This is a genomic window from Bradyrhizobium sp. WU425, assembly GCF_021052305.1.
GTDB classification, from domain to species: Bacteria; Pseudomonadota; Alphaproteobacteria; order Rhizobiales; family Xanthobacteraceae; genus Bradyrhizobium; species Bradyrhizobium canariense_D.
In genome coordinates this window covers 2028796-2055213 of record NZ_CP088089.1, presented here as the reverse complement: position 1 = coordinate 2055213, position 26418 = coordinate 2028796, and the positions used below count along the sequence as shown (strand labels likewise).

General features: G+C 64.1%; 24 protein-coding genes. 4 read left to right on the top strand and 20 right to left on the bottom strand.

The features are described from left to right. The 6 genes from BcanWU425_RS09875 to BcanWU425_RS09850 form a co-directional block, all read right to left on the bottom strand. Positions 1-492: a (2Fe-2S)-binding protein gene (locus BcanWU425_RS09875; RefSeq protein WP_201263837.1), complete on the bottom strand. Its 492-nt coding sequence runs from the start codon at positions 490-492 to the stop codon at positions 1-3. A 21-nt stretch (positions 493-513) separates the two neighbouring features. After that, positions 514-1620 (bottom strand): ABC transporter ATP-binding protein, encoded by a 1107-nt coding sequence (locus BcanWU425_RS09870; RefSeq protein ID WP_204512140.1) that lies wholly within the window; start codon positions 1618-1620, stop codon positions 514-516. Positions 1621-1628: 8 nt separating this feature from the next. Next, entirely contained in the window at positions 1629-2531 is a 903-nt protein-coding gene (locus BcanWU425_RS09865) for an ABC transporter permease (RefSeq protein ID WP_204512141.1), read from the bottom strand. Next, on the bottom strand, positions 2528-3445 hold the full coding sequence (locus tag BcanWU425_RS09860) for an ABC transporter permease (protein ID WP_204512142.1): 918 nt from the start codon (positions 3443-3445) through the stop codon (positions 2528-2530). The genes BcanWU425_RS09865 and BcanWU425_RS09860 overlap by 4 nt, the downstream gene beginning before the upstream one ends. A gap of 55 nt (positions 3446-3500) precedes the next feature. Beyond that, complete coding sequence (locus BcanWU425_RS09855) at positions 3501-4850, bottom strand: ABC transporter substrate-binding protein (protein ID WP_018454023.1); 1350 nt, start codon at positions 4848-4850, stop codon at positions 3501-3503. Between the two features lie 195 nt (positions 4851-5045). Continuing rightward, positions 5046-6347: an MFS transporter gene (locus tag BcanWU425_RS09850; protein ID WP_204512143.1), complete on the bottom strand. Its 1302-nt coding sequence runs from the start codon at positions 6345-6347 to the stop codon at positions 5046-5048. A 352-nt stretch (positions 6348-6699) separates the two neighbouring features. Between BcanWU425_RS09850 and BcanWU425_RS09845 the strand changes: the two genes are divergently transcribed. Genes BcanWU425_RS09845 through BcanWU425_RS09835 form a run of 3 tightly spaced genes read left to right on the top strand, consistent with a single transcriptional unit; the run spans position 6700 to position 10461 of the window. Next, entirely contained in the window at positions 6700-7914 is a 1215-nt protein-coding gene (locus BcanWU425_RS09845; protein ID WP_204512144.1) for an ABC transporter substrate-binding protein, read from the top strand. A 7-nt stretch (positions 7915-7921) separates the two neighbouring features. After that, positions 7922-9649: an FAD-dependent oxidoreductase gene (locus tag BcanWU425_RS09840; RefSeq protein WP_204512145.1), complete on the top strand. Its 1728-nt coding sequence runs from the start codon at positions 7922-7924 to the stop codon at positions 9647-9649. 17 nt (positions 9650-9666) lie between these two features. Next, positions 9667-10461 carry an IclR family transcriptional regulator gene (locus BcanWU425_RS09835; protein ID WP_085351928.1) on the top strand — a complete coding sequence of 265 codons (795 nt, stop codon included), beginning with the start codon at positions 9667-9669 and terminating at the stop codon, positions 10459-10461. Position 10462: 1 nt separating this feature from the next. On the opposite strand, the gene BcanWU425_RS09830 is transcribed toward BcanWU425_RS09835, so the two are convergent. The 12 genes from BcanWU425_RS09830 to BcanWU425_RS09775 all read right to left on the bottom strand — a co-directional run bounded on the left by BcanWU425_RS09830 (position 10463) and on the right by BcanWU425_RS09775 (position 22835). After that, on the bottom strand, positions 10463-11236 hold the full coding sequence (locus BcanWU425_RS09830) for an SDR family NAD(P)-dependent oxidoreductase (protein WP_231190401.1): 774 nt from the start codon (positions 11234-11236) through the stop codon (positions 10463-10465). Positions 11237-11294: 58 nt separating this feature from the next. After that, a complete protein-coding gene (locus tag BcanWU425_RS09825; protein WP_204512146.1) occupies positions 11295-11885 on the bottom strand; it encodes a thiamine pyrophosphate-dependent enzyme in 591 nt (196 codons plus the stop codon). After that, positions 11885-12424, bottom strand: coding sequence for a thiamine pyrophosphate-binding protein (locus tag BcanWU425_RS09820; RefSeq protein ID WP_085351930.1), 540 nt, complete (start codon positions 12422-12424; stop codon positions 11885-11887). Before BcanWU425_RS09820 ends, BcanWU425_RS09825 begins: the two co-directional genes overlap by 1 nt. A 324-nt stretch (positions 12425-12748) precedes the next feature. After that, a complete protein-coding gene (locus tag BcanWU425_RS09815; protein WP_204512147.1) occupies positions 12749-13492 on the bottom strand; it encodes an aspartate/glutamate racemase family protein in 744 nt (247 codons plus the stop codon). Positions 13493-13501: 9 nt separating this feature from the next. Further along, the gene (locus BcanWU425_RS09810) at positions 13502-14767 is read right to left on the bottom strand and encodes an NAD(P)/FAD-dependent oxidoreductase (protein ID WP_204512148.1); all 1266 of its coding nucleotides are present in this window, start codon (positions 14765-14767) and stop codon (positions 13502-13504) included. Positions 14768-14770: 3 nt separating this feature from the next. Then, a complete protein-coding gene (locus BcanWU425_RS09805) occupies positions 14771-16432 on the bottom strand; it encodes a thiamine pyrophosphate-binding protein (protein ID WP_018454012.1) in 1662 nt (553 codons plus the stop codon). A 489-nt stretch (positions 16433-16921) separates the two neighbouring features. Next, the gene (locus BcanWU425_RS09800; RefSeq protein WP_018454011.1) at positions 16922-17707 is read right to left on the bottom strand and encodes an ABC transporter permease; all 786 of its coding nucleotides are present in this window, start codon (positions 17705-17707) and stop codon (positions 16922-16924) included. Beyond that, positions 17704-18516, bottom strand: a complete 813-nt coding sequence (locus BcanWU425_RS09795; protein WP_039798931.1) for an ABC transporter permease — start codon at positions 18514-18516, stop codon at positions 17704-17706. The genes BcanWU425_RS09800 and BcanWU425_RS09795 overlap by 4 nt, the downstream gene beginning before the upstream one ends. 73 nt (positions 18517-18589) lie before the next feature. After that, positions 18590-19648, bottom strand: coding sequence for an ABC transporter substrate-binding protein (locus BcanWU425_RS09790; protein ID WP_204512149.1), 1059 nt, complete (start codon positions 19646-19648; stop codon positions 18590-18592). A gap of 28 nt (positions 19649-19676) precedes the next feature. After that, complete coding sequence (locus tag BcanWU425_RS09785) at positions 19677-20984, bottom strand: NAD(P)/FAD-dependent oxidoreductase (RefSeq protein ID WP_231190398.1); 1308 nt, start codon at positions 20982-20984, stop codon at positions 19677-19679. 15 nt (positions 20985-20999) lie between these two features. Further along, positions 21000-21716 (bottom strand): HAD family hydrolase, encoded by a 717-nt coding sequence (locus BcanWU425_RS09780; RefSeq protein ID WP_018454007.1) that lies wholly within the window; start codon positions 21714-21716, stop codon positions 21000-21002. 36 nt (positions 21717-21752) lie between these two features. Beyond that, entirely contained in the window at positions 21753-22835 is a 1083-nt protein-coding gene (locus tag BcanWU425_RS09775) for an ABC transporter ATP-binding protein (RefSeq protein ID WP_018454006.1), read from the bottom strand. Positions 22836-23045: 210 nt separating this feature from the next. On the opposite strand from BcanWU425_RS09775, the gene BcanWU425_RS09770 reads away from it, so the two are divergent. After that, positions 23046-23984 carry a LysR family transcriptional regulator gene (locus BcanWU425_RS09770; RefSeq protein WP_204512151.1) on the top strand — a complete coding sequence of 313 codons (939 nt, stop codon included), beginning with the start codon at positions 23046-23048 and terminating at the stop codon, positions 23982-23984. A 57-nt stretch (positions 23985-24041) separates the two neighbouring features. Here BcanWU425_RS09770 and BcanWU425_RS09765 read toward each other — a convergent pair whose 3' ends face one another. Both BcanWU425_RS09765 and uxuA read right to left on the bottom strand, forming a co-directional pair. Next, complete coding sequence (locus BcanWU425_RS09765; protein ID WP_085361526.1) at positions 24042-24953, bottom strand: lipase family protein; 912 nt, start codon at positions 24951-24953, stop codon at positions 24042-24044. Positions 24954-25216: 263 nt separating this feature from the next. After that, entirely contained in the window at positions 25217-26407 is a 1191-nt protein-coding gene (gene uxuA, locus BcanWU425_RS09760) for a mannonate dehydratase (RefSeq protein WP_204512152.1), read from the bottom strand. Positions 26408-26418: the final 11 nt, after the last annotated feature.

The following is a 26418-nucleotide window of genomic DNA, read 5'->3' as shown; positions in this document are numbered from 1 at the left end:
TCACTCTCCCTTGGCCGCGTTCATGGCGGCGGCGCCTGCCATGACCGAGATGACGATGTTCTGATAGCCGGTGCAGCGGCAGATATTGCCTTCGAGGCCGTGACGGACGTCGGCCTCCGTCAGGTTCGGCTTCTCGGCCGCGAGCGCCACCGCCGTCATCAGCATGCCGGGTGTGCAAAAGCCGCATTGCAGACCGTGATGCTCGCGAAATGCCTCTTGCATCGGATGCAGCCGGTTCGAACCCGGCACACCTTGCAGGCCCTCGATGGTGAGCAGCGTCGCACCGTCGAGCGCGGGCGCAAGCAGCGTACAGCTCTTCACCGGCAGGCCGTCGAGGTGCACGACACAGGCGCCGCACTGGCTGGTGTCACAGCCGATATGGGTGCCGGTGAGGTTGAGCCGCTCGCGCAGCAGCTCGGCGACCAGCGTCGCCGGTTCGACATCCACAGTTGTCGGCCGTCCGTTGAGTGTGAAGGATATCTGCACGATCATACTCCTGTGCGCGACGGGTCTTTAGGCGAGTGGAAGCGCGCTGCCGGTGGCCCATGTGGCCATCACGACATCGCCGACGGTGAAGGGATCCGCGAAGAAAGTCTTTTCCGGCACGTAGGCCACGAACGCGTCGTCCGGCACGGTGTCGAGCATGACCTTGACGAAATAGCCCTGGTATTCGATCGCGAGCACGCGACTCGGCAGCGAGGTGGAGCAGCCCGGCGGCAGCTCCCTGCCCGGTCGGACCAGCGCGACATCGTCGCGGCGCACGGCGATGTCGATCTTGTCGCCGACGCTGACCGTGGGCCGCGCCTGAAGCGGGACCTCGATGCCGTCAGGCGCGGCCTGCGCGAGCGTAAAGGTCGAACCGTTGACCTTCTCGACCCGCCCCGACAGCACGTTCTGCCCGCCCATGAACTCGGCGACGTAACGATCGTGCGGATGGGCATAGACGTCGCGCGCCGCGCCCGCCTGCTTGATTCTGCCCTGCTCCATCACCACCACGAGATCGGCGAGCGCGATCGCCTCGAGCTGGGTGTGGGTGACGTGGATGAAGGTGATGCCGAGCTCCTGCTGCATCCGCCTGAGCTCCTGGCGCATCTGCACGCGGAGCTGCTCGTCGAGGGCGGACAGCGGCTCGTCGAGCAACAGGACCCTCGGCTCGGTGATCGCGGCACGCGCCAGCGCCACGCGCTGCTGCTGGCCGCCGGAGAGCTGCGCTGGAAGGCGGTCGGCGAATTGCGTCAGATGCACCTTCTCGATCATGGCATCGGCTGCGCGGAGGCGATCGGCCTTCGACATGCCGCGCACGCGGAGCGCAAAGGCGATGTTCTCGCGCACGGTGAGATGCGGGAACAACGCGTAGGACTGAAACATCATCGCGGTGCGCCGCTGCACCGGCGCGAGCCCGACGACGTTCTGGCCGCCGATCACGATCTCGCCGGCGGTCGGGTCCTCGTGGCCGGCGATCATGCGCAGTATCGTGGTCTTGCCGCAGCCGGAGGGGCCGATGAAGCAGCAATAGGCGCCGTCGGCGATCTTGAGGTTGATGCCGTCGACCACATTGCCGACTCCGTCAAAGCTCTTGCAGACGCCCGCCAGTTCGATATCGCCGCGATCGCTCTTCATTTCCCAGCTCAACCCTTTGTGCTGCTGCCGCGCTTCTTCTGGATCAGCACGATGCTGCCCAGGCTCGCGCCGATGACAATGAAGGAGACGATGGTAGTCACGGTGCCGAGCGCATAGAGCGAAGGCGAGGTGACGTTCAGCGTCATGCTCCAGATCTCCAGCGGCAGCGTGTTGAGCGAGCCCGCGGTCTGGAGGCTGCGGGCGAACTCGTCGTAGGAGAGCGTGAAGCCGAACAGCGCGACCGCCACCAGGCCGGGTGCCAGCACCGGGATCATCACCAGCCGGATCGACTGCCAACGGCTGGCGCCGAGGTCGTAGGCCGCCTCCTCCCAGACGTGGTTGAAGCGCGACATCACCGCGAACATCACGAGCACGCCGAACGGCAGCGTCCATGACAGTTGCGCGCCGAGCGCCGAGGTGTACCAGCTCGCATTGAGGCCGAGGGCCTGGAACAACAGACCGGTACCGAGGCCGAGCACGAGTCCCGGTGCGACCAGGCTGCCGATCATCATGTAGAACACGACGGTGTCGCCGCGAAAGCGCTTGCGAAAACCGAGCCCGGCCAGGAACGACACCACCACTGTGATGATAGTGACGATGATCGCGAGCTTGATCGAACGATCGAACGAGCCCTTGACGTCGCCGGTCCGCACTTGGGTGAAGAGATCGACGAACCAGTGCAGCGAAGTGCCCTTCATCGGGAACACGAGGCCGCCACGGATGTCCTGGAACGACAGGACGTAGACACAGAACATCGGGCCGTACAGCGCGATCACATAGAACGCGAACAGTGTCGCCAGAACATAGAACGTCCACGGCCGACCGCCCGTGCTCGGCGCAATCGCCTTTGTCACCGGCGCGATCGCCTTTGACACATCAGCCTTGGGCATGTCGGCGAGAACCGCGCTCATCGCGTGATCTCCTGCCTGATGTCGACCGTGCGCAGGATCAGCGAGACGATCGCGACCAGCACCAGCGTCAGCAATACTGCGCTCGCCGCCGCGGTCGGATATTGCAGCACGCCGACATCCTCGTAGAAGGCGCTGACCACAGAGGCCGAGCCGCCGCCGGACATCACCTTGACCACGAAGAAATCGCCCATCACGATCGAGACGACGAAGATGGTGCCGAGGGCGATGCCGCTCTTGGACATCGGCACCACGATCAGCCGCATGATGTCGAAACGACTGGCGCCGGCATCGATCGCGGCCTCGATCAGCTTCTTGTCGATCCGTGCCATGGAATTGAAGATCGGCACGATCATGAAAATGGTGAGCTGATGGACATAGGCGATGACCACCGCAAGGTCGGAGAACAGCAGCACCTCAAGCGGCTGGCGGATCACACCGAGTCCCAGCAGCGCCTGGTTGATCAGGCCTTCCTTGCCGAGCAGCGGAATCCAGGAAATCATCCGGATGATGTTCGAGGTCCAGAACGGCACCGTGCAGAGCAGGAACAGGCCAATCGCCAGTAGTTGGTTGCGGACGTGGAAAACCAGGAAGTATGCGACGAAGAAGCCGATGATCAGCGTGAGGATCCAGGTCAGCAACGTGAACTTGATCGTCGCCAGATACAGCTTCAGCGTCAGCGCCGAATGCAGCACCTCGACATAGCTTGCGAGCGTGAAGCCCGGCGTCAGCCCGCCGAAGCCGTCGGTGGCGAAGAAGCTCGCGGCCAGCACGACCAGGATCGGCGCCACGAAGAACGGTACAAGCACCAGCACGAGCGGCGACACGTAGAGCCAGCCGGCGAGATTTGCGCGTGGTGGGGTTTGAGCTGGACTAAGACTTGGCTGCATGTCGGCAAACGCCTCGAAGTCGGTCATTTGGCACCGGCGCATCGCCGCGCCGGCGCTTCGTTCACGTCAGGGAAAGCAGGTTTCAGGCCACCTTGAAGTCGTTCCAGCGCTTGTTCATGTAGGCGGCTTCGTCCATCAGCGTGTTCCAGCAGGAGATGTTCTTGACGCGGTCGAGGAACGAGCCGCCGTCACGCTTGGTGCCGCTCTTCTCCATCGGCACGCCATAGGGGTCGTTGACCACCTCGGGCGCGGGCTGGCCCTCGTACCAGAACGCCCATTCGGCCGCCGTGAGGAATTTCTTCGCAGTCGAGGGGACCGGGCTGTAATAGCCGTAGCGCGCGACGAAACCGCCCTGCCAGCCCGACAGATACCAGTTGAGATATTCGTAGGCCGCGTCCAGCTTCTTGCCGGAGAGATGTTTCATCAGGCCCATGCCGTTGCACCAGCCGCGATAGCCTTCCTTTCCGTTCTTGATGTTGACCGGCGCGTAGACGCAGGGGATTTCCTTCACGCGTACCGCGGCAACCGCCGGCGACCACATCGACTGGATGACCACTTCGCCCGCCGCCATCAGCTGCACCGACTGGTCGAAGGTGGTCCAGGTCGCGCGGAACTGGCCCTGCTTCTTGAGCTCGATCAGCTTGTTGCAGGTGAAGTCGATCTCCTCCTTGGTCATGTTGCCTTTGTTTCCGTACTTGATCAGCCCGGCGCTTTCGAAGCAGAGCGCGGCGTCCATGATGCCGATCGCGGGCACGTCGAGGATCGCGGCCTTGCCTTTGAATTTCGGATCGATCAGATCCTTCCATTCCGTGACTTCATGGCCGACGAGGTCGGGGCGATAGCCGATGGAGTCGGCGTTGTAGACCTGCGGCAGGAAGGTCGCCCATTCGGTCACGCCGTCGCTCAAATCGGTCGAATCGGGCTTGGCGATATACATGGCCTCGTAGGGCGAGATGCCCTGGCGCGGGATCTTGTGACCGTCGATCTCGCCCTTGGTAAAGATCGGCAGGATGTTGTCGAACTCCTTGACCTTCTTGACCTCGATGCCCTGGATCACGCCGCGCTTGGCAGCGAGCTTGGCCTGCCAGCCCTCGAGATCGGCGATATCGACCGTATTTGGCTGGCTTATGAAGCGGTTGATGGCGGCGGAAGTGTCGAGGTTCTGCATCGTCACCTTGAAGCCGAGATCCTTGGCCGCCTGGTCGCCGATCGCCTTCACCACCGAATAGGACACGCCGACATGGCGCAGCTCGATGTCCTTGATCTCCTGCGCCCAGATGGTTGGGAATCCGCGGATCGCGTCCGATCCTGCAGCCGCGCCGGCCACCGCCGCGGCGCCCTTCAACAGCGTGCGCCTGCTCAGCTTTTTCGCAGACTTGTCGCTCGTCCCCGCCGGATTGGCAGTGGATGTCCCCTTGTCCCTGTCAAGCATGGCAACCCTCGTTGGCTACAATGAACGTGCGCACCGGTCGCCATTGACCGGCTGCGGATGTGATCAATTGCGAGGGAGGCTATGGGCGGGAGGTCGTGAAGTAAAATTGGAAGTAAAAATTCGCTGCATAAACGCGGCTAATGATTCGCCCCGCTGCACCGGCTTTTGGCAACGCGCATAAGATGAAGGCGGCCCTCAGGACCTGAGCGAGTCCCGCGCGGTCTCCGGCGCTATCAACGTTGCGATGATGGTGATGACCGACAGTGCGATGATATACACCGACACCGGCCGGTACGAGGCGGCCCATGCAAGCAGTGCCGTCGCAATCAGCGGCGAGAAGCCGCCACTGAGCGCGGCGGCAACGTTGGCTCCCAGCGATGCGCCGCTATAGCGCACCTGGGTACGGAACAGCTCCGGCATGAAGGCCGCCTTCGGCCCGAACAACAGCGCATGCGTCAGTGTCATCGTCACGACGAGCGCGAGCGTGATCAGCGCCGGCTCCCTGGTGTCGAGGAACCAGAACAACGGAAACGCCAGCGCCACCGAGAACACGCCGCCGGCGAGATACAGCGCTTTGCGGCCGAAGATGTCGGACAGCCAGCCTGCGAGCGGCAGCGTCGCGAGCTCGACGAGCGCGGCATAGACCACCGCGTTGAGGATCACCTGCCGCGGCAGGCCGAGCTGCGTCGTGGCATAGACCACGGTGAAAACAGTGAGGAGATAAGCGAGCCCGACTTCGGACACCGTGATGCCGATCGCCAGCAGGAAGCTGCGCCAGTCGCGGCGCAGGACTTCCAGCACCGGCTGCGCCAGCACCTCCTTGCGCTCGAGCACCTCCTTGAAGTGCGGCGTCTCCGCGAGTTTCAGCCGCACGATGAAGCCGACACCGACGAGCAGGATGCTGATCAGAAACGGCACGCGCCAGCCCCAGCTCAGGAAGTCCGCTTCGGGCAGCTGCGTCATCAGACCGAAAATGCCGGTGGACGCGGCGACGCCGACGGGGAAGCCGATCTGCACCAGACTGCCGTAAAAGCCGCGGCGGTTGCCGGCGTGCTCGGCCACCATGACCACCGCGCCGCTCCACTCCCCACCGAGCCCGATGCCCTGGACGAAGCGCAAAATGACGAGGAAGATTGGCGCCCAGACGCCGATCTGGCTGTAGGTCGGCAGGCAACCGATCAGGAACGTGCCCAGTCCCATCGCGAACATGGTCGCGACCAGCATCTTCTTGCGGCCGAGCCGGTCGCCGTAATGCCCGATGATCGCACCGCCGATCGGCCGCGCGACAAAGCCGACCGCATAGGTCGAGAACGCCGCCAGCGTGCCGACCATGGGATCGAAACTCGGGAAGAACAGCTTGTTCAGCACGAGCGCCGCCGCCGTGCCGTAGATCAGGAAGTCGTACCACTCGATCGCGGTGCCGAGCGCGGCTGCCCACACCACATGCGCCGTCGTCGATTTCTCCGCCGCAGTGGAGACTCCCGATGCTGCCGTCATTGCCATCCGCCCCAAGATTCCTGGGCGACATGATGGCCAATCGTTGTGGCGGTTGCAACTTGCGGGAGTGTTAGTTCTCCCAAGATCAGAATGCGAGATTTTCGCGCCACTGCCTCCTCACTGTCGTCCCGGCAAAGGCCGGGACCCATAATCACCGGGAGGAGTTTGGCAAAGACCGGCGCCCCGGTACTGCGACCGCCCGACTTCGAGAGATCACGCGGTATGGGTCCCGGCCTTCGCCAAGACGACGCGGAGCCTTTATTCTCCATTGACAAACTTATTTGCTAATATCTAACTTGCTGCCACAATAACCGGCCGCGCCAAGCGCGCCCATAAACGAGAGGGAACGACGATGAGAGGGTTTTTGGCCTGCGCCATGCTCGCGGCCATGACTTCGGCTGCCATGACCACCGTTGCGAACGCGCAAATCTCCGACGACGCCGTGCGGATCGGCGTGCTGACGGATCTGTCGAGCTGGGGCCGCGACAACAGCGGGCCGGGCTCCGTGGAGGCCGCGAAAATGGCCTTGGAGGAATTCGGGCCCACCGTGCTCGGCAAGCCGATCGAGATCATCAGCGCCGATCACCAGATGAAGACCGATGTTGGCGTGCAGATTGTGCGCGGCTGGTTCGACAACGGCAAGGTCGATGCCGTCGTCGACATCCCCAATTCCGGCATCGCGATCGCCGTCCACAATATGGTGCGCGAGCGCAACAAGATTGCGCTGCTCTCCGGGCCCGGCGCGAGTTCGCTGACCGACGAGCTTTGCAGCCCGAACACCGTGCACTTCACCTACGATACCTACGCGCTGTCGAAGGTGACGGCCTCCGCCGTGATCAAGGAAGGCGGAAAATCCTGGTACTTCATCACCGCCGACTACGCCTTCGGGCAGCAGCTCGAGAAGGATGCCACGCGCTTCATCAACGAGATGGGCGGCAAGGTTTTGGGCGGCGTGAAGCACCTCACCAATACGGCCGATTTCTCGTCCTTTGCACTCCAGGCGCAAAGCTCGAAATCGGACGTCGTTGCTTTCGCCAATGCGGGCCAGGATACCGACAATGCCATCAAGCAGTCCGGCGAGTTCGGCCTGGTGCAGGGTGGCCAGAAGCTGGTCGGCCTCCTGATGTTCGACACCGATGTCCACGCGATCGGCCTCAAATCCGCGCAGGGTACCTACATGACCACGGCCTCGTACTGGAACATGGACGAGGCGACCCGCGCATGGTCGCGGAAATTCTACGAGCGCACCAAGGTGATGCCGACCATGATTCAGACCGGCGTCTACGGCTCGGTGCTGCATTATCTCAAGGCCATCAAGGCCGCCGGCACCGATGATCCCGCCAAGGCGATGGCCAAGATGCGCGAGCTGCCGATCGAGGATACATTCGTTCATGGCGGACGCTTGCGCGAGGACGGCCGCGTCATTCGCGACATGTATCTCGCCAAGGTGAAAACACCCGAGCAGTCCAAGGAACCGTGGGATTATTTGGAGATCATCAAGACGGTGAAGGGCGAGGACGCCTTCCGCCCGGTCTCCGAGTCGAAATGTCCGTTGCGCAAGAAGTGAGGCCTGCATGACCGGCAACGAGCGCAACGAGACTTACGAGTGCGATGTGCTCGTGGCCGGATCGGGCTGCTCCGGCATGTCGGCCGCCATCACCGCGTGCTATCGCGGCCTCGACGTGCTGATCGTCGAGAAGGAGCCGCGCTTCGGAGGCACCACCGCCCGCTCCGGCGGCTGGCTCTGGATTCCCGGTACCTCGCTGGCCAAGGCCTACGGCATCGAGGAGACACCGGAGCAGGCGCGGACTTACCTGCGGCACGAAGCCGGCAACAACTTTGACGCCGCGCGCGTCGATGCATTCCTGAGCGCCGGGCCCGAGGCGGTCGATTTTTTCACCAGCAAGACGGCGCTCCGTTTCGACATGCCGCTGGTGTTCCCGGACTACCACGCCGAGGCGCCCGGCGGCGCCCAGGGTGGTCGTTCGATGGTGGCGCGCCCGTTCGACGGCCGCGAACTCGGCGGCCGGATCAAGACCCTCGGCACGCCGCTGCCCGAGCTGACCGTATTCGGCATGATGCTCGGATCCGGCAAGGACATCGTCCATTTCATGCGCGCGACGAAGTCCCTAAGCTCGGCGGTCTATGTCGCAAAGCGCCTGTCGCGGCATCTGATGGACGTGCTGCGCTATGGCCGCGGCATGACGCTGACCAACGGCAATGCGCTCGCCGGGCGCCTGGCAAAATCGGCCCAGGATCTGAAGATACCGATGTGGCTGTCCTCGCCGGTGCGCGAGCTCACTGTCGAGAACGGCACTGTCACGGGCGCCATTGTCGCCCGCGAGGGACGCGACGTCCGCATTCGTGCGAGACAAGGCGTCGTGCTCGCCTGCGGCGGTTTCCCGCATGATGTCGAACGGCGCAAGAAGATGTTCCCGCACGCGCCGACCGGGAACGAGCATTTTTCGCCGGGACCGACCGGCAACACCGGCGATGGGCTGCGGCTCGCAGAACGCGCCGGCGGACATGTCGAGGACAGGCTGCCGAACGCGGCAGCCTGGGTCCCGGTCTCGGTCACCAAGCGCAAGGACGGCTCAAACGGCGTGATGCCGCATTTCATCGACCGCGCCAAACCCGGTGTGATCGCGGTGATGCGTGACGGCAAGCGCTTTGCCAACGAGGGCAATTCCTATCACGACTTCGTCCAGGCCATGGTCAAGGCGGCGAAACCCGGCGAGGAGATCGCGGCCTACCTGGTCTGCGATCACCAGACCTTGCGCAAATACGGCCTCGGCTGCGTGCCGCCGTTCCCGATGCCGCTGGGTCATCACCTCAAGACCGGCTATCTCATGCGCGGAGAGACGCTGGAGGCGCTCGCGGCAAAGGCGGGCATCGACACCATGGCGTTCGTCGAGACCGTCAAGCAGTTCAATGCGACCGCACCACACGGGCACGATGCCGCCTTCGGCAAGGGCTCGAAGGCCTATAACCGCTACCAGGGCGATGCGCTGCACGGCCCGAACCCCTGCGTCGCGCCGATCGAGAACGGCCCGTTCTACGCCATCAAGATGGTGGTCGGCGATCTCGGCACCTATGCCGGCATCGTCACCGACGAGAACGCGCGGGCGCTAGATGCGGAGGGACGGGTGATTCCCGGGCTCTATGCCGCCGGCAACGACATGGCGAGCATCATGGGCGGCAATTATCCGGGCGCCGGCATCACGCTTGGGCCGGCGCTGACCTTCGGCTACATTGCCGGCCGTCACCTCGCCGACAGCGCCGCCAAGCGCAACGCGGCGTAAGCCACGCCAGGAAGCGCATGAAGAGAGAAAGCCGCGGCATCCAGTCGATCGAGGTCGGCGGCGAATTGCTCCGCGCCCTCGCCCGCAGCGGCGAGCCGATGATGCTGCGCGATCTTGCACGCGAGGCCGGCATGACGCCGGCCAAGGCGCATCCCTATCTCGCCAGCTTCTCCCGCATCGGCCTGATCGAGCAGGACGAGACCACCGGCCGTTACGAGATCGGCGCACTGGCGCTGGAGCTCGGCCTGATCAGCCTGCGCCGACTGTCCGGCGTACGCATCGCAGGACCGAAGATCGCGGCGCTCGCAAGCCAGATCGGGCATGCGGTCTCGCTCGCGGTCTGGGGCACGCACGGGCCCACCGTGGTGCAGCTCGAAGAACCCGGCCAGCCCGTTCACATCGTGATGCGCGCCGGTTCGGTGATGGCGCTGCTGGAGACGGCCACGGGCCGGGCCTTTGCGGCCTTCCTGCCGGAAAAGACGATCAACGCCGCACTCGAAAGCGGCCTCGATCGTTACGGCGTCGGCTATAATCCGAAGCGCGCTGTGAAAGGCGCGAAGGTCACTGAGATGCTCACAGAGGTCCGCAAGCACGGCCTCGCCCGCGCGCTCGGCGACCCCCTGCCCGGCGTCAACGCATTCTCTGCGCCGGTGTTCGACCATTCCGGCCATGTCGCGCTGGTAATCACCGCGATGGGGCCGGAAGGCACTTTTGACGCGCGCTGGGACAGCCCGATCGCCCATGCGCTACGCGATTGCGCGGGCGGCATTTCGAAACGACTGGGTCACGGGATGACGGCTGCGGCGGAGTGATCTACTTCACCGGCACCGTGTAATTCAGAATCAACCGCCCACCATCTGGATAGATCGTCTGCCCCGTGATGTAGGACGCATCGTCACTCGCAAGAAACGCGACGACGGAGGCAACTTCGCTCGGCTCGCCGCCACGGCCGGCCGGCGTGCGTGACATCACGGTCTTGCGGGCATCTTCCGAGGTGTAGATGGACGATGCCACCATGTCGGTCAGAATCGTGCCCGGCCCGACCGCGACGACACGAATATTGTGCGGAGCGAGTGCGACGGCAGCGACCGAGGTGAGCTGCTTCATGCCGCCCTTGGACATGGCGTAGGTCGCAAGCGCCGGGATTGCCAGCAGTGCATTGACCGAGGACATGTTGATGATGACCCCGCCGCCGCCTTGCGCGATCATCTGCTTCGCCGCCGCCTGCACGCCGAAGAACGCGCCCTTCAGGTTGATGCCGATGATTTCATCGAATTCCTCTTCGGAGATCTCCAGGAGGTCCCGGTTGCGAGCGACGCCGGCATTGTTGACCATGATATCGAGCCGGCCGAACTCTTTTGCGGCAGTTGCGACCAGCTGGTCGACATCGGCACGCTTTGCGACATTGCCGACGACAGTGCGCAAGGCATCCGGTCGCGCGAGTTCGGCGGCCGTCGCGGCCAAGCCCTCGGCATCGACATCCGAGATGACGACCTTGATGCCGTCGTCCAGGAATCGCTTTGCGCAAGCCTTGCCGATACCGCGCGCCGCGCCGGTGATGGCGGCGACCTTGCCGGATAGTTTCATGGTCTCACTCCAGAGTAGCTGCTTCGACAGCAGACTGTCGCCGGGCGAGAAACCCGGCTCAGACCGACGCGAAGCTAAGATGAGCACGGAACCGGTTCTTGATAAAGACGGCATCGCGCGAGGGTAGCGAGCGCGGCGGATTTTCGGCCAGAACCTTGATGACAAAAAGGCGCGGGCCATCGGCCGGCTCGTCGAGCTGCGTCGCCAGACGTTCCACCTCCTCGAGCGTCCGCACGGTCGCGGTCGCGGCAAAGCCGCAGGCCACAGCGATCGCAGTGAGATCGACGCCGCGCCCGGTGTGGCTGGCCTGCATACCGGTCTCGCCAAAATGCTGGTTGTCGATCACGACGATGTCGAGATTGCGCGGGCGCGCGACGCCGATGGTGGCGATGCCGCCGAGGCCCATCAATTGCTCGCCATCCCCGGTCAAAGCGAGGACGCGCTTTCCCGGCTGGGCTTGCGCGAGGCCAAGCCCGATCAGCGCGGCGCCGCCCATGGCGCCCCAGAGATAGAAATTGCCGTCATGGTCGCCGACCGAATGAAGATCATAGGTCGGCGAGCCGAGGCCGGACAGGACCAGCGTGTCCTTGCGATTCTTCAGGAGCGCGGCGACGGCGGCGCGGCGGTCGAGCTGAGCTTGCATTGGCATCACCACTTCTTCTTGCCGATCAGGCGTTGCCCGATCAGCACCGCGATCTGCTGATCGGAATCGTAGGCGAGCGCTGCGGCCGATTCCACGGTCTCGACCAGATCCTCCGCCGTCTCCGCGCGCATCACCTTCAAACCAATCGCTTCCAGCGAGGGCTGCGTCGCACGGCTCATCGGCACCTGCCAGGGATTGAACTCGGCCCATTCGCCGCGCATCGTCACCAGCATCAGCAGTGGAAATCGTCCGATCGCCGACAGCGACAGCATGTTGATGCAATTGCCGACCCCGCTCGACTGCATCAAGAGCACGCTACGCTGGCCGCCGAGCCAGGCGCCTGCGGCGATGGCGACGCCCTCCTCTTCCGTCGTCAGCACGTTGGTGGTGACGTCGCGGTCGGCGGAGAACAGGCGGATGAGCTGGCTGTGACCGGCATCGGGAACGTAGAACATCTGCCGCACGTCGGCGGCTTTCAGGATGCGGTAGAGCTCGGACGGCCAATCGTCTGCGCGCGTGTCGGGATTGGATTGAAGGCTGTGCACCGCTGGTCTCCGTGGATTTCGAGAGGCACTCTAGCGATGTTCAGGCGCCAAAGCTCTGACCGTCTGGCGCGATCAGGTATCGAGGGATTGTATAGCTGCCTCTTCCGCTGCCGGTGGGACAGCGCACGATGCGCATGGCTGCGCCCTCTCCCCTTGCGGGAGAGGACATCACCGCTGACAGATACAAACTCATTTGGGTGAGGGGTATCTCTCCGCGAACTCATCCGCATCCATATGCGCGGAGAGATATCCTCATCCGGCGCTTCGCGCCACCTTCTCCCGCACGGGGAGAAGGAAGAGGAGTCATAGACAACTTCTCGACCTCTAGCCAAACTGGCGCGGCCGCAGCCCGGCATGAAACCAGGTGATCATGGAATAGATATCGTAGACGGGCAATCCGACCTCGGCCTGAAGCGCCGCTGCATAAGGCGGCATGTTGGTGCATTCCAGCACGATCGCGCCGACATCCGGGTTCCTGGCGATCAGCTCCTTGCCGGCCTCGACCACATCACGTTCGGCCTCCGCAATGTCCATGTCCTCCTTCTCGGCCTTGATCAGGACGCGGAAGAATTCCTTGCCGTGCTCGGTGCCGACCAGCGGCGTATCGAGCGGCACGCCGGCGCCTGCGAGATGGGCCGGCGTCAAGGTCGAACCGGATACCGTGACGAGGCCAACGCGCTTGCCCGGCGGCAAGGTCGCCTGCACCCACGGCACCTGCATCAGTGACGAGGTCGCAACGGGAACGCCGACCGCGGCCGCGATCTCCTTCTGGAACAGCGAGAGGAAGCCGCAATTGGTGGTGATGGCCTCGGCCCCGAGCCGCACCAGGTCCTTTGCCGCGTCGATGAAATCAGGCAGCAGACCGGCGGCGCCCTTCAATACCACCTTCTCGGGCGAAGCCCCGCTCACCACACGATAGAGCACGGGGAAGGGCCAGGTGGTGCCGTTGCCCATGTCGCCGGGAATGCGGGGAAAGCGCGCCTCCAGCATCAGGATGCCGAGCGGCGCTCCATAGATGGCCTTGCCGCCGCGGGCTATTCGGGGGGACGAGTTGGCTGGAGCGGTCATGATGCGATCTCAGAGAAAACGATCGGGCGAAAACGGTGCGAGCGGAATTTCCGGCGGCTTGCCGCTCAGAAGCTGGGCGACGAGACGACCAGTGCGAGCCGAGCCGACCAGGCCGATATGGCCGTGGCCGAAGGCATAGACAACGTCGCGCGAGGCCCGCGCGTAACCGATGCAGGGCCGGCCGTCCGGCATGCTCGGCCGATGGCCGAACCAGGTCTTGATGCGCGAAGCCGGAATGTCCGTCGGCAGTTTCGGGAACATGCTGAAGAGGTTGTCGCGCAAAATCTCGGCGCGCTTCCAGTTCGGTGCGGCCTCGAGGCCGGCGATCTCGACCGTGCCGGCGGCGCGCAAACCCTTGTCGGTCCAGTTCACCACCATCTTCGCATCCGAGGCCATCATCGAGCTGCGCGGCCCCGATTCCGGATTCTCGATCATGACGTGATAGCCGCGCTCGGTCTCAAGCGGCAGCGGATCGCCGATGGACGCCGAGAGCCGCTTTGAATGCGCACCGGCGGCAATCACCGCGGCATCGCACGCAATCTCGCCGGTCTCGGTCAGGACAGCCACGAGCTTGTTGCCGGATAGCCTCAGCCCAATTGCCTTGGCCCGCACGAGCTTGGCGCCGCTTGCCAGCGCATGCTGCGCGAGCGCGGCGACATAGGCACCCGGGTCGCGGCAGCGACCGGCTTCCTCCACCACCACACCGAAAGTGTAGCGCGGATGCAAATCAGGCTCGCGCTGACGCATCTCGTCGGCCGAAAGCTCCAGCCATTCGACACCGACGCGCCTACGCACGCGCCAGCCGAGATCATCGTCGAAATTGCCGCGCGACGGAAAGACATGCATCACGCCGTTACGCTCGATCAATTCAGGGACGCCCGCCTCCTCCGCGAGCTTCCTGTGCAATAGCGGCGCGTCCTTCAGGAGATCGCGCAGCGCAAAGGCCGTCGTCTCGACCCGCGCTTCGGTCCAGCCCGAGAGCAGATATTTGATCAACCAGGGCAGCGCCTTCGGCAGATAAGACCAGCGGATCGCGAGGGGTCCCAGCGGATCCATCAGATAACCCGGCACCTTCTTCCAGACGCCGGGCTCGGCCGGCGGGATTACCGAATGCGAAGAGAGCCAGCCGGCATTGCCGTAGCTCGCCGCCTGTTCGCCACCGGGCTCGCCGGCGTCGATCAGCGTGACGCGATATCCCTCGCGCAGCGCCTCGATGGCGCTGATCACGCCGACCGCGCCGGCACCGATGATGGCGACGTGGCGGCCCTCCGACATCGCTTAAGCCTTCACCGCAGGGGCGAAGTCCTTGCCGACCGACATCGCGCGCGGATCGATGATGCAGTGGAGGATCGACGGCTTGCCCGAGGCGAGCGCACGCTCGAACGCCGGCGCGAACTCTTCGGTGCGCTCGACGCGCTCGCCATGGCCGCCGAACGCTTTTGCGTACATCGCAAAATCCGGGTTCTTGAGCTGGGTGCCGACCACGCGTCCCGGATAGTCGCGCTCCTGGTGCATGCGGATGGTGCCGTATTGCGCATTGTCGACGATGATGACGACGAGCGGCGCATCGTATTGCACGGCAGTCGCGAATTCCTGCCCGTTCATCAGGAAGCAGCCGTCGCCGGCGAACGCGATAACGGTGCGATCCGGATATTGCCGTTTCGCGAGCACCGCCGCCGGCACGCCATATCCCATCGAGCCCGAGGTCGGCGCGAGCTGGGCGGCAAAGCTGTGGAAGCGATGATGGCGATGGATCCAGCCGGCGTAGTTGCCGGCGCCGTTGCAGACGATCGCGTCCTTGGGCAGGCGATCGCGCAGCCAGGTCATGACCTGGCCGTACTGGAACGTGCCCGGCAGCTCGCGCGCCTTTTCGGTCCAGGCGAGATAGTCGGCATGCGCCTTGGCGGCCTCGCCCTTCCAGGCAACGGCGCCTGCCGGCTTCAGCGTCTCGACCGCGGCCGCGAAGGCGGCGGGCGTGGCCTGGATCGCGAGCTCAGGCTGATAGATGCGGCCGAGCTCTTCCGAGCCGGGATGAACGTGGATCAGCTTCTGCCGCGGGGTCGGAATGTCGAGCAGCGTGTAGGATGAGGACGGCATTTCCGACATGCGGCCGCCGATCAGCAAAATGACGTCGGCGTGGTCGATGCGCGCCTTCAGGCCCGGGCTCGGCCCGATGCCGAGATCGCCGGCATAATGCGAGTGATCGGCGTCGATCAGCGAGGCCCGGCGGAAGGAGGTCGCGACCGGCAGGTCGAACCGCTCGGCAAAGCGCGCGATGCTCCGGGTCGCTTCATCCGTCCAGCGCGAGCCGCCAAGAATGACGAGCGGCGCCTTGGCGCTCGCAAGCATGGCGCCGACGCGCTCGATATCGGCAGGCGCCGGCCAGCTCACCGCCGGCTCGATGCGCATGGCGTCCGCAACGGCTGCGGTCTCGGTCAGCATGTTCTCGGGCAGCGAGATCACCACGGGACCGGGACGGCCCTGCATGGCGACGCGGAAAGCGCGCGCGACCAACTCCGGAATCCGGTCGGGACGATCGATCTCGACCGCCCATTTCGCCATGGTGCCGAACACCGCCTTGTAGTCGAGTTCCTGAAACGCCTCGCGCTCGCGCATGCCGGTGTCGACCTGACCGACGAACAGGATCATTGGCGTGGAATCCTGCATCGCGATGTGGACGCCGTGGCTCGCATTGGTGGCGCCGGGGCCGCGGGTGACGAAGCAGATGCCGGGACGCCCGGTGAGCTTGCCATAGGCTTCCGCCATCATCGCCGCACCGCCTTCGGCGCGGCAGATCATGACGTCGATCGGGCTGTCGTGCAGCGCGTCCAGCGCCGCCAGATAGCTCTCGCCCGGCACGCAGGTGACGCGCTCGACGCCCTGGGCGACGAGCTGATCGATCAGGATCTGGCCCCCGGTGCGGGCGTTGCGAATGGTCATGACGGCTCCCTCAAGGCTTTGGCGATGCGTTTCGCAGCTTCGCGAAATTTTGCTCGGAGCTGGCGTAGGACAGGCCGACAGGGCGCGCAAGATCGAAAGGCTTCTCGCACCCTGCGCAGGCGTCATGCCCGCCCCTGCTGGTTGCACTGCAGCCCATGTCGCAGCCGCTTGCCGGACGAGAGGTGGCGAGCTTCGACGCCTTCGTTGACGACCTGGCCGAACCAGATCGGTGCCCTATTCGACCGCGACCTCAGCGAGGCTGACGTGCCGCAAACAGCAGGGCACAGATCGTGGAGATGATTTTGGCGTGGCTGGCGGCGAAAGCGTGAGACGGCGAGGTTCGTGCCAAGCGTTCGGTGTCGTCCTGGCGAAGGCCAGGACCCATAACCACCAAACGCAGTTTGGCGAAGATTCGGGATTGCCAGCTCGCGCAGCAAGATCTTCTTGGGGGTAATGGGTCCTGGCTTTCGCCAGGACGATGAACAAAAATCACCCGCCCTTTTTCTGCCGCGCGCTCGCCAGCAGTACCAGCACGAAGGAGGCCGCCGTCATCAGCGTCGAGATGGCGGCGATGGTCGGGTCGATCTCGTCGCGGAGGGCGGTGAACATGCGCTTGGTCAGCGGCTGATACTGGCCGCCGGAGATGAAAAGCGCGACGATGGTCTCGTCCATCGCCGAGATGAAGGCGAAGATGCCGCCTGCGACCACGCTGGACTTGATCTGCGGCAAGGTCACCGCGAAGAAGCTACGCAGGCGATTCATGCCGAGGCTGCGTGCGACCATCTCCTGCGCCGGATCGAAACTCTGCAAGCCCGCCAGCACCGAAATGATCACGTAAGGCAGCCCCAGCATCACATTGGCGAGCACCAGGCCCGGCAGCGTCGCGACCAAGCCGATTTTGGCATAGAGGAAGAAGATCCCCACCGCAGTGATGATGATCGGCACCACCAGCGGCAACAGCAGCATCATGTGGATCAGCCGCATGATCCGCAGCTTCGACTGGCTGATGGCATAGGCGGCGGAGACGCCGAGCGGCGTTGCGATAAGCACGGTAAGGAGCGCGACCGTCAGCGTTACCCGCGTCGCCTGCATCCAGGCCGCGTTGGAGAAATACTGCTGATACCAGCGCAGCGAGAACGACGGTGGCGGAAAGGTCAGAAAACGCGCGCTGGAGAAGGAGATCGGCGCGATGATCAGCACCGGCAGGATCAGGTAGACCAGCACCAGCGCGCTGATCACATAGAGGGCGATCCGGGCGGGTGACAATCGCGTCATTTCTGCCCCAATATGCGATCGAGCGAGATGAAGCGGCTGACGACGAAGAAGATCGCGAGCACGCTTAAGAGCAGCACGACGGCGACTGCGCTCGCCGCGCCGAACTGGTTGTAGAGCTCGACATTGCGGCTCACCAGCATCGACACCATCACCGTGCGGCCGCCGCCGAGCAGTTCCGGCGTGATGTAAAAACCGAGGCAGAGCACGAACACCATGGTGCAGCCTGCCAGCACGCCCGGCAGAGACAGCGGCAGGAAGACGCGGACGAAGGTGAGCGACGGGCTCGCTCCCAGGCTGGCGCCGGCCTGCATGAGGTCGGACGGGATCTTCTGCATGGTGGCGTAGAGCGGCAGCACCATGAACGGCAAGAGGATGTGTACCGTCGCAACCACCGTGCCGAAGGTGTTGTGCACCAGCGCGAGCGGTTCGCTCGTCACCTCGAGATAACGCAAAAGCTGGTTGATCACGCCGGTACGCTGGAGCAGCGCCAGCCAGGCATAGGCCCGCACCAGCACGCTGGTCCAGAATGGCAGCACGACCAGCGACAGGATGAGAATGCTCCATCCTTTCGGCACCGAGTTGGCGAGGTAGGCCACGGGATAGCCAAGCAGCAGCGCGATTCCCGTGACCACGAGGCTGATCTCGAAAGTCAGCGCAAAGCTGCGCCAGTAGATGTCTTCGGTGAAGACGCGGCGATAATTCTCCAGCGTGAAGCCGTCATGGTAGATCGACTGCCAGGCGAGCCAGCCGACCGGCAGCACGATCAGAGCCAAGATCACCAGCAGCGCCGGCGACACCAATGCCAGCATCAGGCCGTGTTCGCGACGCTGATGCTTTTGGGAGGGATCCGGCACGGATGTCATCGACGCGGCCTCGCTTCGCCTACTTCTGCATGAACGACGCCCAACGCTTCTCGGCGGCTTCGCCCGCCGGCGAGGACCACCAGGCGTAGGACATCAGCGCCTGCTTCGCCGCGTTCGCGGGCTCGCTCGGCAATTGCGCGGCGCGCTCGGGCTTGATCACGCCGGTCTCGAACGCCTTGGGATTGCCCGGACCATAATCGATATTGAGCGGCAGATTGGCCTGGTGCACGGGATCGACGGCCTCGTTGAGGAATTTGACTGCCGTCTCGAGATTCGGCGCGCCCTTGAGAATGCAGAGCGAGGTGCTCTGCAAAACGCCCTGGTTGTAGGTGAAGGCGACCTTGGCGCCTTCCTTCGCGACTGCGCTGACGCGGCCGTTCCAGGCCATCTCCATGTCGACCTCGCCGTCATTGAGAAGCTGTGCCGACTGCGCACCGGAGGTCCACCACACCGTGATGTGCGGCTTGATCTCTTCCAGCTTCTTGAAGGCGCGCTCGACGTCGAGCGGATAGAGCTTGTCGGGCGCGACGCCGTCGGCCATCAGGGCCGCCTCGAGCGTCGCGAACGGGTGGTTACGCAGTGCGCGGCGCCCGGGAAATTTCTTGACGTCCCAGAAATCGGCCCAGCTGTTCGGCGCGTCCTTCGGAAACGTCTTCTGGCTGTAAGCCAGTACGCTGGAATAGAACTCGTAGGAAACCGAATAGGGGCTGCGATAGGACTCCGGCATCGCGGCGCCATTCGGGATCTTCGAGAAGTCGAGCTTCTCGATCAGCCCCTGCTCGCCGCCACGCAGGCAGTTGCCGGTCGGAGTATCGACGACATCCCAGATCGGCTTGCCGCTGCCGACTTGCGTTTTGATTGCGGGCCAGGCATCGGGAATGGAGTCCTGGTTGACGGTGATGCCGAGCTTCTTGGCGGTGGGATCGAGAATCGCCGCCGTCTGCGCCTGCTGGTAGGCGCCGCCTTGCGAGACGAAGGTGATCTGTTCGGCAGCGGCGGCGATGCCGGTTGTTGCGAACATTCCGAGCGATCCGCCCAACAAAGCGTAGCCAAATCGAAAATCTCGTTTCGTCGTCATCCTCGCCTCCTCTGTCACTAATTAAATGTCACTGTCCGATCGCATCGAGAAACTGGTACCAGCCGGCGACCATGCGCACGGCGGGCTCGCGCAACGGATAGAACGGGATGGCTTTCAATCGCCTCGCGTCGAGCAGCCCGACCTCTGGCGTCTCGCCGCGCACGAAAGCGGCGAGATAGCGGCCCATCAGGCTCGACATCGCCACGCCCGCGCCGTTGTAGCCCATCGAGAACAGCGTGCGGTCGTCGAGCCGGCCGATATGCGGCACGGAGTCCAACGTCATCCCGACCAGGCCCGACCATTTGTAGGCGAGCGGGACGTCGGCAAGGTCGGGAAAGATTCCGACCATCGCCTTGCGCAACGCGTCGAAAGCGGTTTCCGAATCCTGCTTGCCGAACGCGCCGCGGCCGCCAAAAATCACACGATTGTCGACCATGCGGAACCAGCGCATCATGCGCTTGGTCTCGGTGTAGGTGCGCCCGGTCGGCATCAGGCTTCCCGCGAGGTTGCGCGGCAGCCTGTCGGTCGCGATGATGGCGCTTCGGAACGGGATCAGCGTGCGCTGCATGTTCGTCGTCGCGCCGGTGAGGTCGGAATAGCTGTTGGTGGCGATGATCGCGTGCTTTGCCCGCACTGCGCCTTGCGGCGTTTCAGCGACGATGCCGCTGTTGTCGCGGCGGAGCCTTACGACCGGCGACTCCTGGAAAATCGGGATGCCGCGGCGCGCCACGCCATCGGCAAGGCCGCGCAGATAATTCAGCGGATGGATGCCGCCGGAGCCGGGATTGAGCACGCCGCCGACGAAGATGTCGGAGCCAGTCTCGTCGCGCACTTGCCCCTTGTCGAGGATGCGGACCTCCGCATCCCCCATCTCGCGCTTCATCCAGTTGGCCTCGTCGATCGCGGCCTTCAGGGTCGTCTCGTTGTGAGCGGCCTTGACCTGGCCGGTGCGCGTCAACGCGGCACTGGTGATGCCAAATTCGGAGACCAGCTCCTCGACGATATCAGTGGATTCATGCGCGATCCCGTACATGCGCTGCGCCATGGCGCGGCCGTGCACGGCGTCGATCTCGCGGAACGAGAGGCGGAACTTTGCGGTGATCACGCCGCCATTGCGTCCACTCGCGCCCCAGCCCGGGCGGTTGGCCTCGAGTACGATCGGCGACAAACCGCTTTTGGCGGTGTGGTGCGCAGCAGACAGGCCCGTGTAGCCCGCACCGATGATCACCACATCCGCCTGGTGCTCGCCTGACACGACCGGAAACTCGCGCGCCGGCTCGGCCGTGGCGGCCCACAGCGAGTTGGCCGACGGCAGCGCCTTCCAGTCCCGTGTCATGCCACCGCTCATGCCTTACGCCGCCGGCCCGATGGCCGCATCGGCAAGCGCCTTCAACGTCGGAAAATGGAAGTCCGGCTTGGTCAGCGTCTCCACGGCCGGTGTGCCTCCGAAACCGGCCATGCCCTGGCGGCGCTCGATCCAGCACACCTTGTAGCCGAGTTTCCGCGCAATCCCGATGTCGTGATACTGGCTCTGCGCGACGTGAAGGATATCGGACTGCTTGTAGCCGAAAGCGGACTGGCGGCCCTTGTTGTAGGCGAAAAACTCCGGATCGGGTTTCGCAACGCCAGTCTCGTCGGCGCAAACGGTATCGTCGAAGGGATTGCCGAGCGCGTGCGCGTAACAGGACAGCGCGACGCGGTCGGCATTGGTCATCGCGACCAGGCGGAATTTGGTTCTCAGGCGCTTCAGAGCCTCGACCGAGTCTGGGAACGGTCCCCAGCGCAGCACCGCGAGCTGGAACACGTCGCAGGAGGCGTCATCGGCCTGCAGCCCGAGTTCCTTGGCAAGATAGCGATAGACATGGAACATCACCTCGCTCGACCGCTCGTGGTGCTTGTCGCGACCGCGCTTGTAGGATTCGAAGATCTTGTCGTCGCTGAGCTCGGCCGGCGACTTGCCCGAGATCCGGCGCACCGCGGAGAGCACGCCGGTCTCGAAATCGATCAAGGTGCCGACGACGTCGAAGGTGAGAACCTTGAAATTGCTGAACGAGGCTGCTGACGACATTTTTGGCTTCTTCTCTCGGTTGGACAAGGCTTGGGTTCAGTCCCTCACCCTGGGCACGACGATGGTGTCCTCGGGGTGAAGGGTCACGGTAAGGCTGCCGCCCAGCGGCGGGATGCGGCTGTAGGCCTGGTGATAGCTCGCCTGGCGCAGGCTGAGCACGATGCCATCGGCGAGCGCCAGGAAGATGCGCAGGCTCTCGCCCTGATAGACGATGTCGGTGACCGTGCCGGTGAGCCGATTGCAGGCGGTGTCCGGCGCACCATCGTCGATCAGCAGTTTTTCGCTGTGCACGGCGAGCATCAGCGCGTCCCCGTCGGGAATGGCGCGGGCGCTGCGCAGAAGCACATTGCCGAGCGCAACGCCGGAGGCATCGACGCGTCGCACGGGAAGCATCGTGGCCTCGCCAATGAAACTCGCGACGAAGGAATCCGCGGGATGATCGTGCAGGCGCTCGGGCGCGTCGATCTGGATCAGCCTGCCGTCCTTCATCACGGCGACGCGGTCGCTCATGGTCAGCGCTTCGCGCTGATCGTGGGTGACGTAGATGATGGTGGCGCCGATGCGCTTGTGCAGCGCGCGCAGCTCGATCTGCATGGATTCGCGCAGTTGCTTGTCGAGCGCGGACAGCGGTTCGTCCATCAGGATCAGCCGCGGCTCGAAGATCATGGCGCGTGCGAGCGCCACGCGCTGGCGCTGGCCGCCGGAGAGTTGCGCGATACCGCGCTCTTCGTAGCCGGCAAGACCGACCATCGAAAGCGCCGCGCGCACCTTATCCGGCCAGGCCGCCTTCGGCAGCCGTCGCGCGCGCAAGGGAAAGGCAACATTCTCGCCGACGCTCATATGCGGGAACAGCGCGTAGTTCTGGAACACGACGCCGATGTCGCGCTTGTGCGGCGGCATCCAGGTGACGTCGCGGCCGCCGAACAGGATCGTTCCGCTCGATGGCAGGATGAAGCCGCCGAGGATGCCGAGCAATGTGGTCTTGCCGGACCCGGAGGGGCCGAGCAGGGAGACGAACTCGCCGGCGGCGACATTGAGGGACACGTCGTCGAGGGCACGAACGGCGCCATAGGCCTTGCTCGCGGATCTGATCTCGACGCTTTCCGCTCGTTTGTCCAACGATCGACCTCGCCATGTCCTGAGCCGGCGTGCTTCACTGCGCGCCATAAGCCTGCTTTATAGACAGGAATTTGAGCACTCCTGGTCGAAGCGTGCACCGCACCAACATCTTCGCTCGCAGGCCCTGTCTTTTGGCTATGACGCCAATGACACCAGACTTGGCAAAACTCGGCAATTGCCAAATTCTCACCTGGGTCATAACATGGTGTTATGCCCGAGCTGCGCCGGATGCTGCCCTCAAGTAACGCCCTGTTCGTCTTCGACGCAGCGGCGCGCAATGGCAGCTTCACGGCGGCGGCCGCCGAACTGAACGTCACCCAGCCTGCGGTGAGCCGGATGCTGGGTCAGTTCGAGGACCATCTCGGCGTTCGCCTATTCGACCGCAAGGCGGGACGCGCGGTGCTCACTGAGGAAGGCGAACTCTTGTATCGCCGCGTGCTCGAAGGCTTTCGCAGCATCGAAAGCGGGCTGGTCGAGATCGAGCGGCGCCGGAAGGGCACCGAGACGGTGACACTGTCGGTCTCCTCCGCCTTCACCACGCATTGGCTGATGCCGCGCATCGACAAGCTGCAGAAGCAATTTCCTCAGGTCGATTTGCGCTTTCAGCTGATCTCCGGCGCGCTGCGCGGACCAGTGGAGAATGTCGACCTCGGCATGCGCTTCCGCGATCGCGAGGAGCCGTCATCCGGTGGCACGCTGGTGATGAAGGAGGTCATGCTGCCGATGTGCAGCCCTGCCTATCTCGGCGAAACCGATCCCGCCGAAGGCAACACCATCATTCGGCTCGCCGAGACGCCGGGCGACTGGGCCGCGGATTACGCATCGCTTCTCACCGGGCGCCGCGGTGCGGCCAAGGCGCTGAGCTTCACGGACTATGCCGTCGTGATGCAGGCCGCCCTGCTCGGCCAGGGCATCGCGCTCGGTTGGCTGACGGTCGCCTCGCACTGGCTATTGACCGGCGCGCTGGTGCCCGCCTCCGACACGCTCACCACCACACGCCGCATCTGCGAATTCCTGCCACCGCGCAACCGGCCGATGCGTCCCATCGCCGCCGAGATCCGCGACTGGATCACCGCGCAGATGAAAAGCGAGATCGCCGCGATCGACCGGCTCTATCCGAAGCTCGGCGCGATGGCGGCTTGCTACTAGAGCGTTTTCGGGCGAAGTGGACCGGTTCACGTGAAGAAAACGCATCAAAACCGGAGTCTAGGCGGGTGTCAGCGCGGCACAGTAACGATCGGGCAGGTGATCGCCGATCCCTGCCGGCAGCAGCACCGTGAGCCTGCCGACGACATCCGTCCGCGTGTTCTCGGATACGCCGCTGAGGAGATTGCGGACCTGCTCACCAATTCCAGCATTCGCCATTGGCTCATCCGAACCAACATTCGTCGTGAGCTGGCTGGCGCTGAATTTGGCGCCGCGTGCACAGGCGAGATAACGGCCGACGTGATGAAAGCCAAGCCCGGGCGGAGGCACGGTCGGGACGATGTCGGTGCCGTGCACGAGACGATAGGTCGTCCTGCCGAACGTACCGTTGTAGAGGGCGACGAAATCGTCGCGGCCCACGCGCGGACAACCGTAAAGATAGATCTGCGCATCCGCGAGCTGGAGCTGCTCCCGCGCGAAGTCCGCCGTTGCCACCGCGATCGCGGCGCCGAGGCTGTGCCCAGTGATGAAGATCGGTGATTTGCGCGCCAGCGCTGCCGCCAGTGCGCTCTTCACGTCGTCCCACACGGCCGCCGCCGCATCGACGAACCCCTGGTGCACGGGCGCCTTCGGTCGGCCAAGCGTGAAATCGCTGACCCAGTTCAGGAGATGAAGCGGGTCGGTGCCGGCGAAGGCGACAATGGTTGCGTCACCCTTGCTCGCGATGATCCCGCGCGTGTCGGTCAGCGGCAGCGTCGAATGCGCCGGCTGGCTCAGCAACTTGACGCCGGACAGATCCCAGAAAGGAGAGACCCTGTTGATCGTGTCCGGCACATGGGTCTCGTAGGCGAGTTGCGACATCCACATCATCGCGCGAGCGATGTCGAGATCAAAGCCGGTTGATGTCTCGTTGAATTTTGCAAATGCCCGTCGGTCATATTGATCGGGAGGAAGTTCGACCAGAATGCTCACATCAAGCTCCTAAATGGCTTATTGCTGCAATACGTCGATCGAAAACGGAATGACGCTACCTTCGCATATGGCTGGAATTTTGACAATCTGTGCGCGTGCCCGGGACGTATTCTGCCTTTGCGCCTAAGGGGACAAGGTTGAGACGAGGCACCTCTCCCCCCGCGTCATTGCGAGCGTAGCGAAGCAATCCAGAGTCCTTCCGCGGAGGAATTCTGGTTTGGTTCGCTGCGCTCGCAATGACGGTATGGATAAAGTTTTGGCCTCTATCGATGCTCGATCGCGCGGATCGCGCCGCGGAGCTCGGCCAGGCCGCGGAGGCGGCCAATCGCGGTGTAGCCCGGATTGGTGCGCTTGGTGGCCGCGAGATCGTCGAGCATGCGATGGCCGTGGTCGGGCCGGAACACAATTTTCTGGCCGGGCGAACGCCGCGCGTTCTCCTTCAGCAGCGCCTTCAGCACCGCGACCATGTCGACGTCACCGTCGAGATGATCGGACTCGTAGAAGGACAGGCCATCCGCCTCGCGCTTGGTCGCGCGCAGATGCGCAAAGGCAATGCGCGGGCCGAAGCGTTCGGCCATCGCGGGAAGATTGTTCTCGGCGCGCACGCCAAGCGACCCCGTGCACAGGCAGATACCATTCGCCTTTGACGGCACCGCATCGAACAACGCCTGATAGTCATCGGCGCTGGACGCGACGCGCGGCAGACCGAACAGCGGGCGCGGCGGGTCGTCCGGATGCAGCGTCAATGAGACCCCGAGCTGCTCGGCGACGGGGGTGACGCGGCCCAAAAACTCGGCGAGATGCTGCCGCAGGATTTTTGGCGTGACGTCGCGATATGTTTCGAGCCGATCGCGGAATTGCGGGATGGTCAACGGCTCGGTGGTGGAGCCCGGCAGCGCGCTGGCGATGACCATGACGAGATATTCGATATCGGCCTGGCTCATCTGCTCGAACAGTTTTTTCGCGCGGGCCTGCTGCTCGGGCGAGTATTCCTGGACGGCGGCGGGACGCTTCAGGATGTGCAGCTCGAAGGCCGCGAAACGGTCTTGATCGAAGCGCATGGCGCGGGCGCCGTTCGGCAGCTCCCATTCGAGATCGGTGCGGCACCAATCCACGACGGGCATGAAGTTGTAGCAGATGATCTTGATGCCGGCCGCGGCAGCCGCCTCCAGGCTGGCGATCCATGTCTCGATCGAGCGCGTCGCTTTAGCCCCGAGACGCTTGACGTCGTCGGGGATCGGAATCGATTCCACCACCGACCAGGTCAGCCGCGAGCGCCCGGGTTGGCCGCTCTCGATGAAGTTCTTGCGCTCCTCGACCGCCTTGCGTGTCCAGGCTTCGCCGATCGGCACCTGATGCAGCGCCGAGACGATGTCGCTCGCCCCGGCCTGCCTGACATCGTCGAGCGAGACCGGATCGTCCGGCCCGTACCAGCGCCATCCCTCGAGCATCATAAGAATTCTCC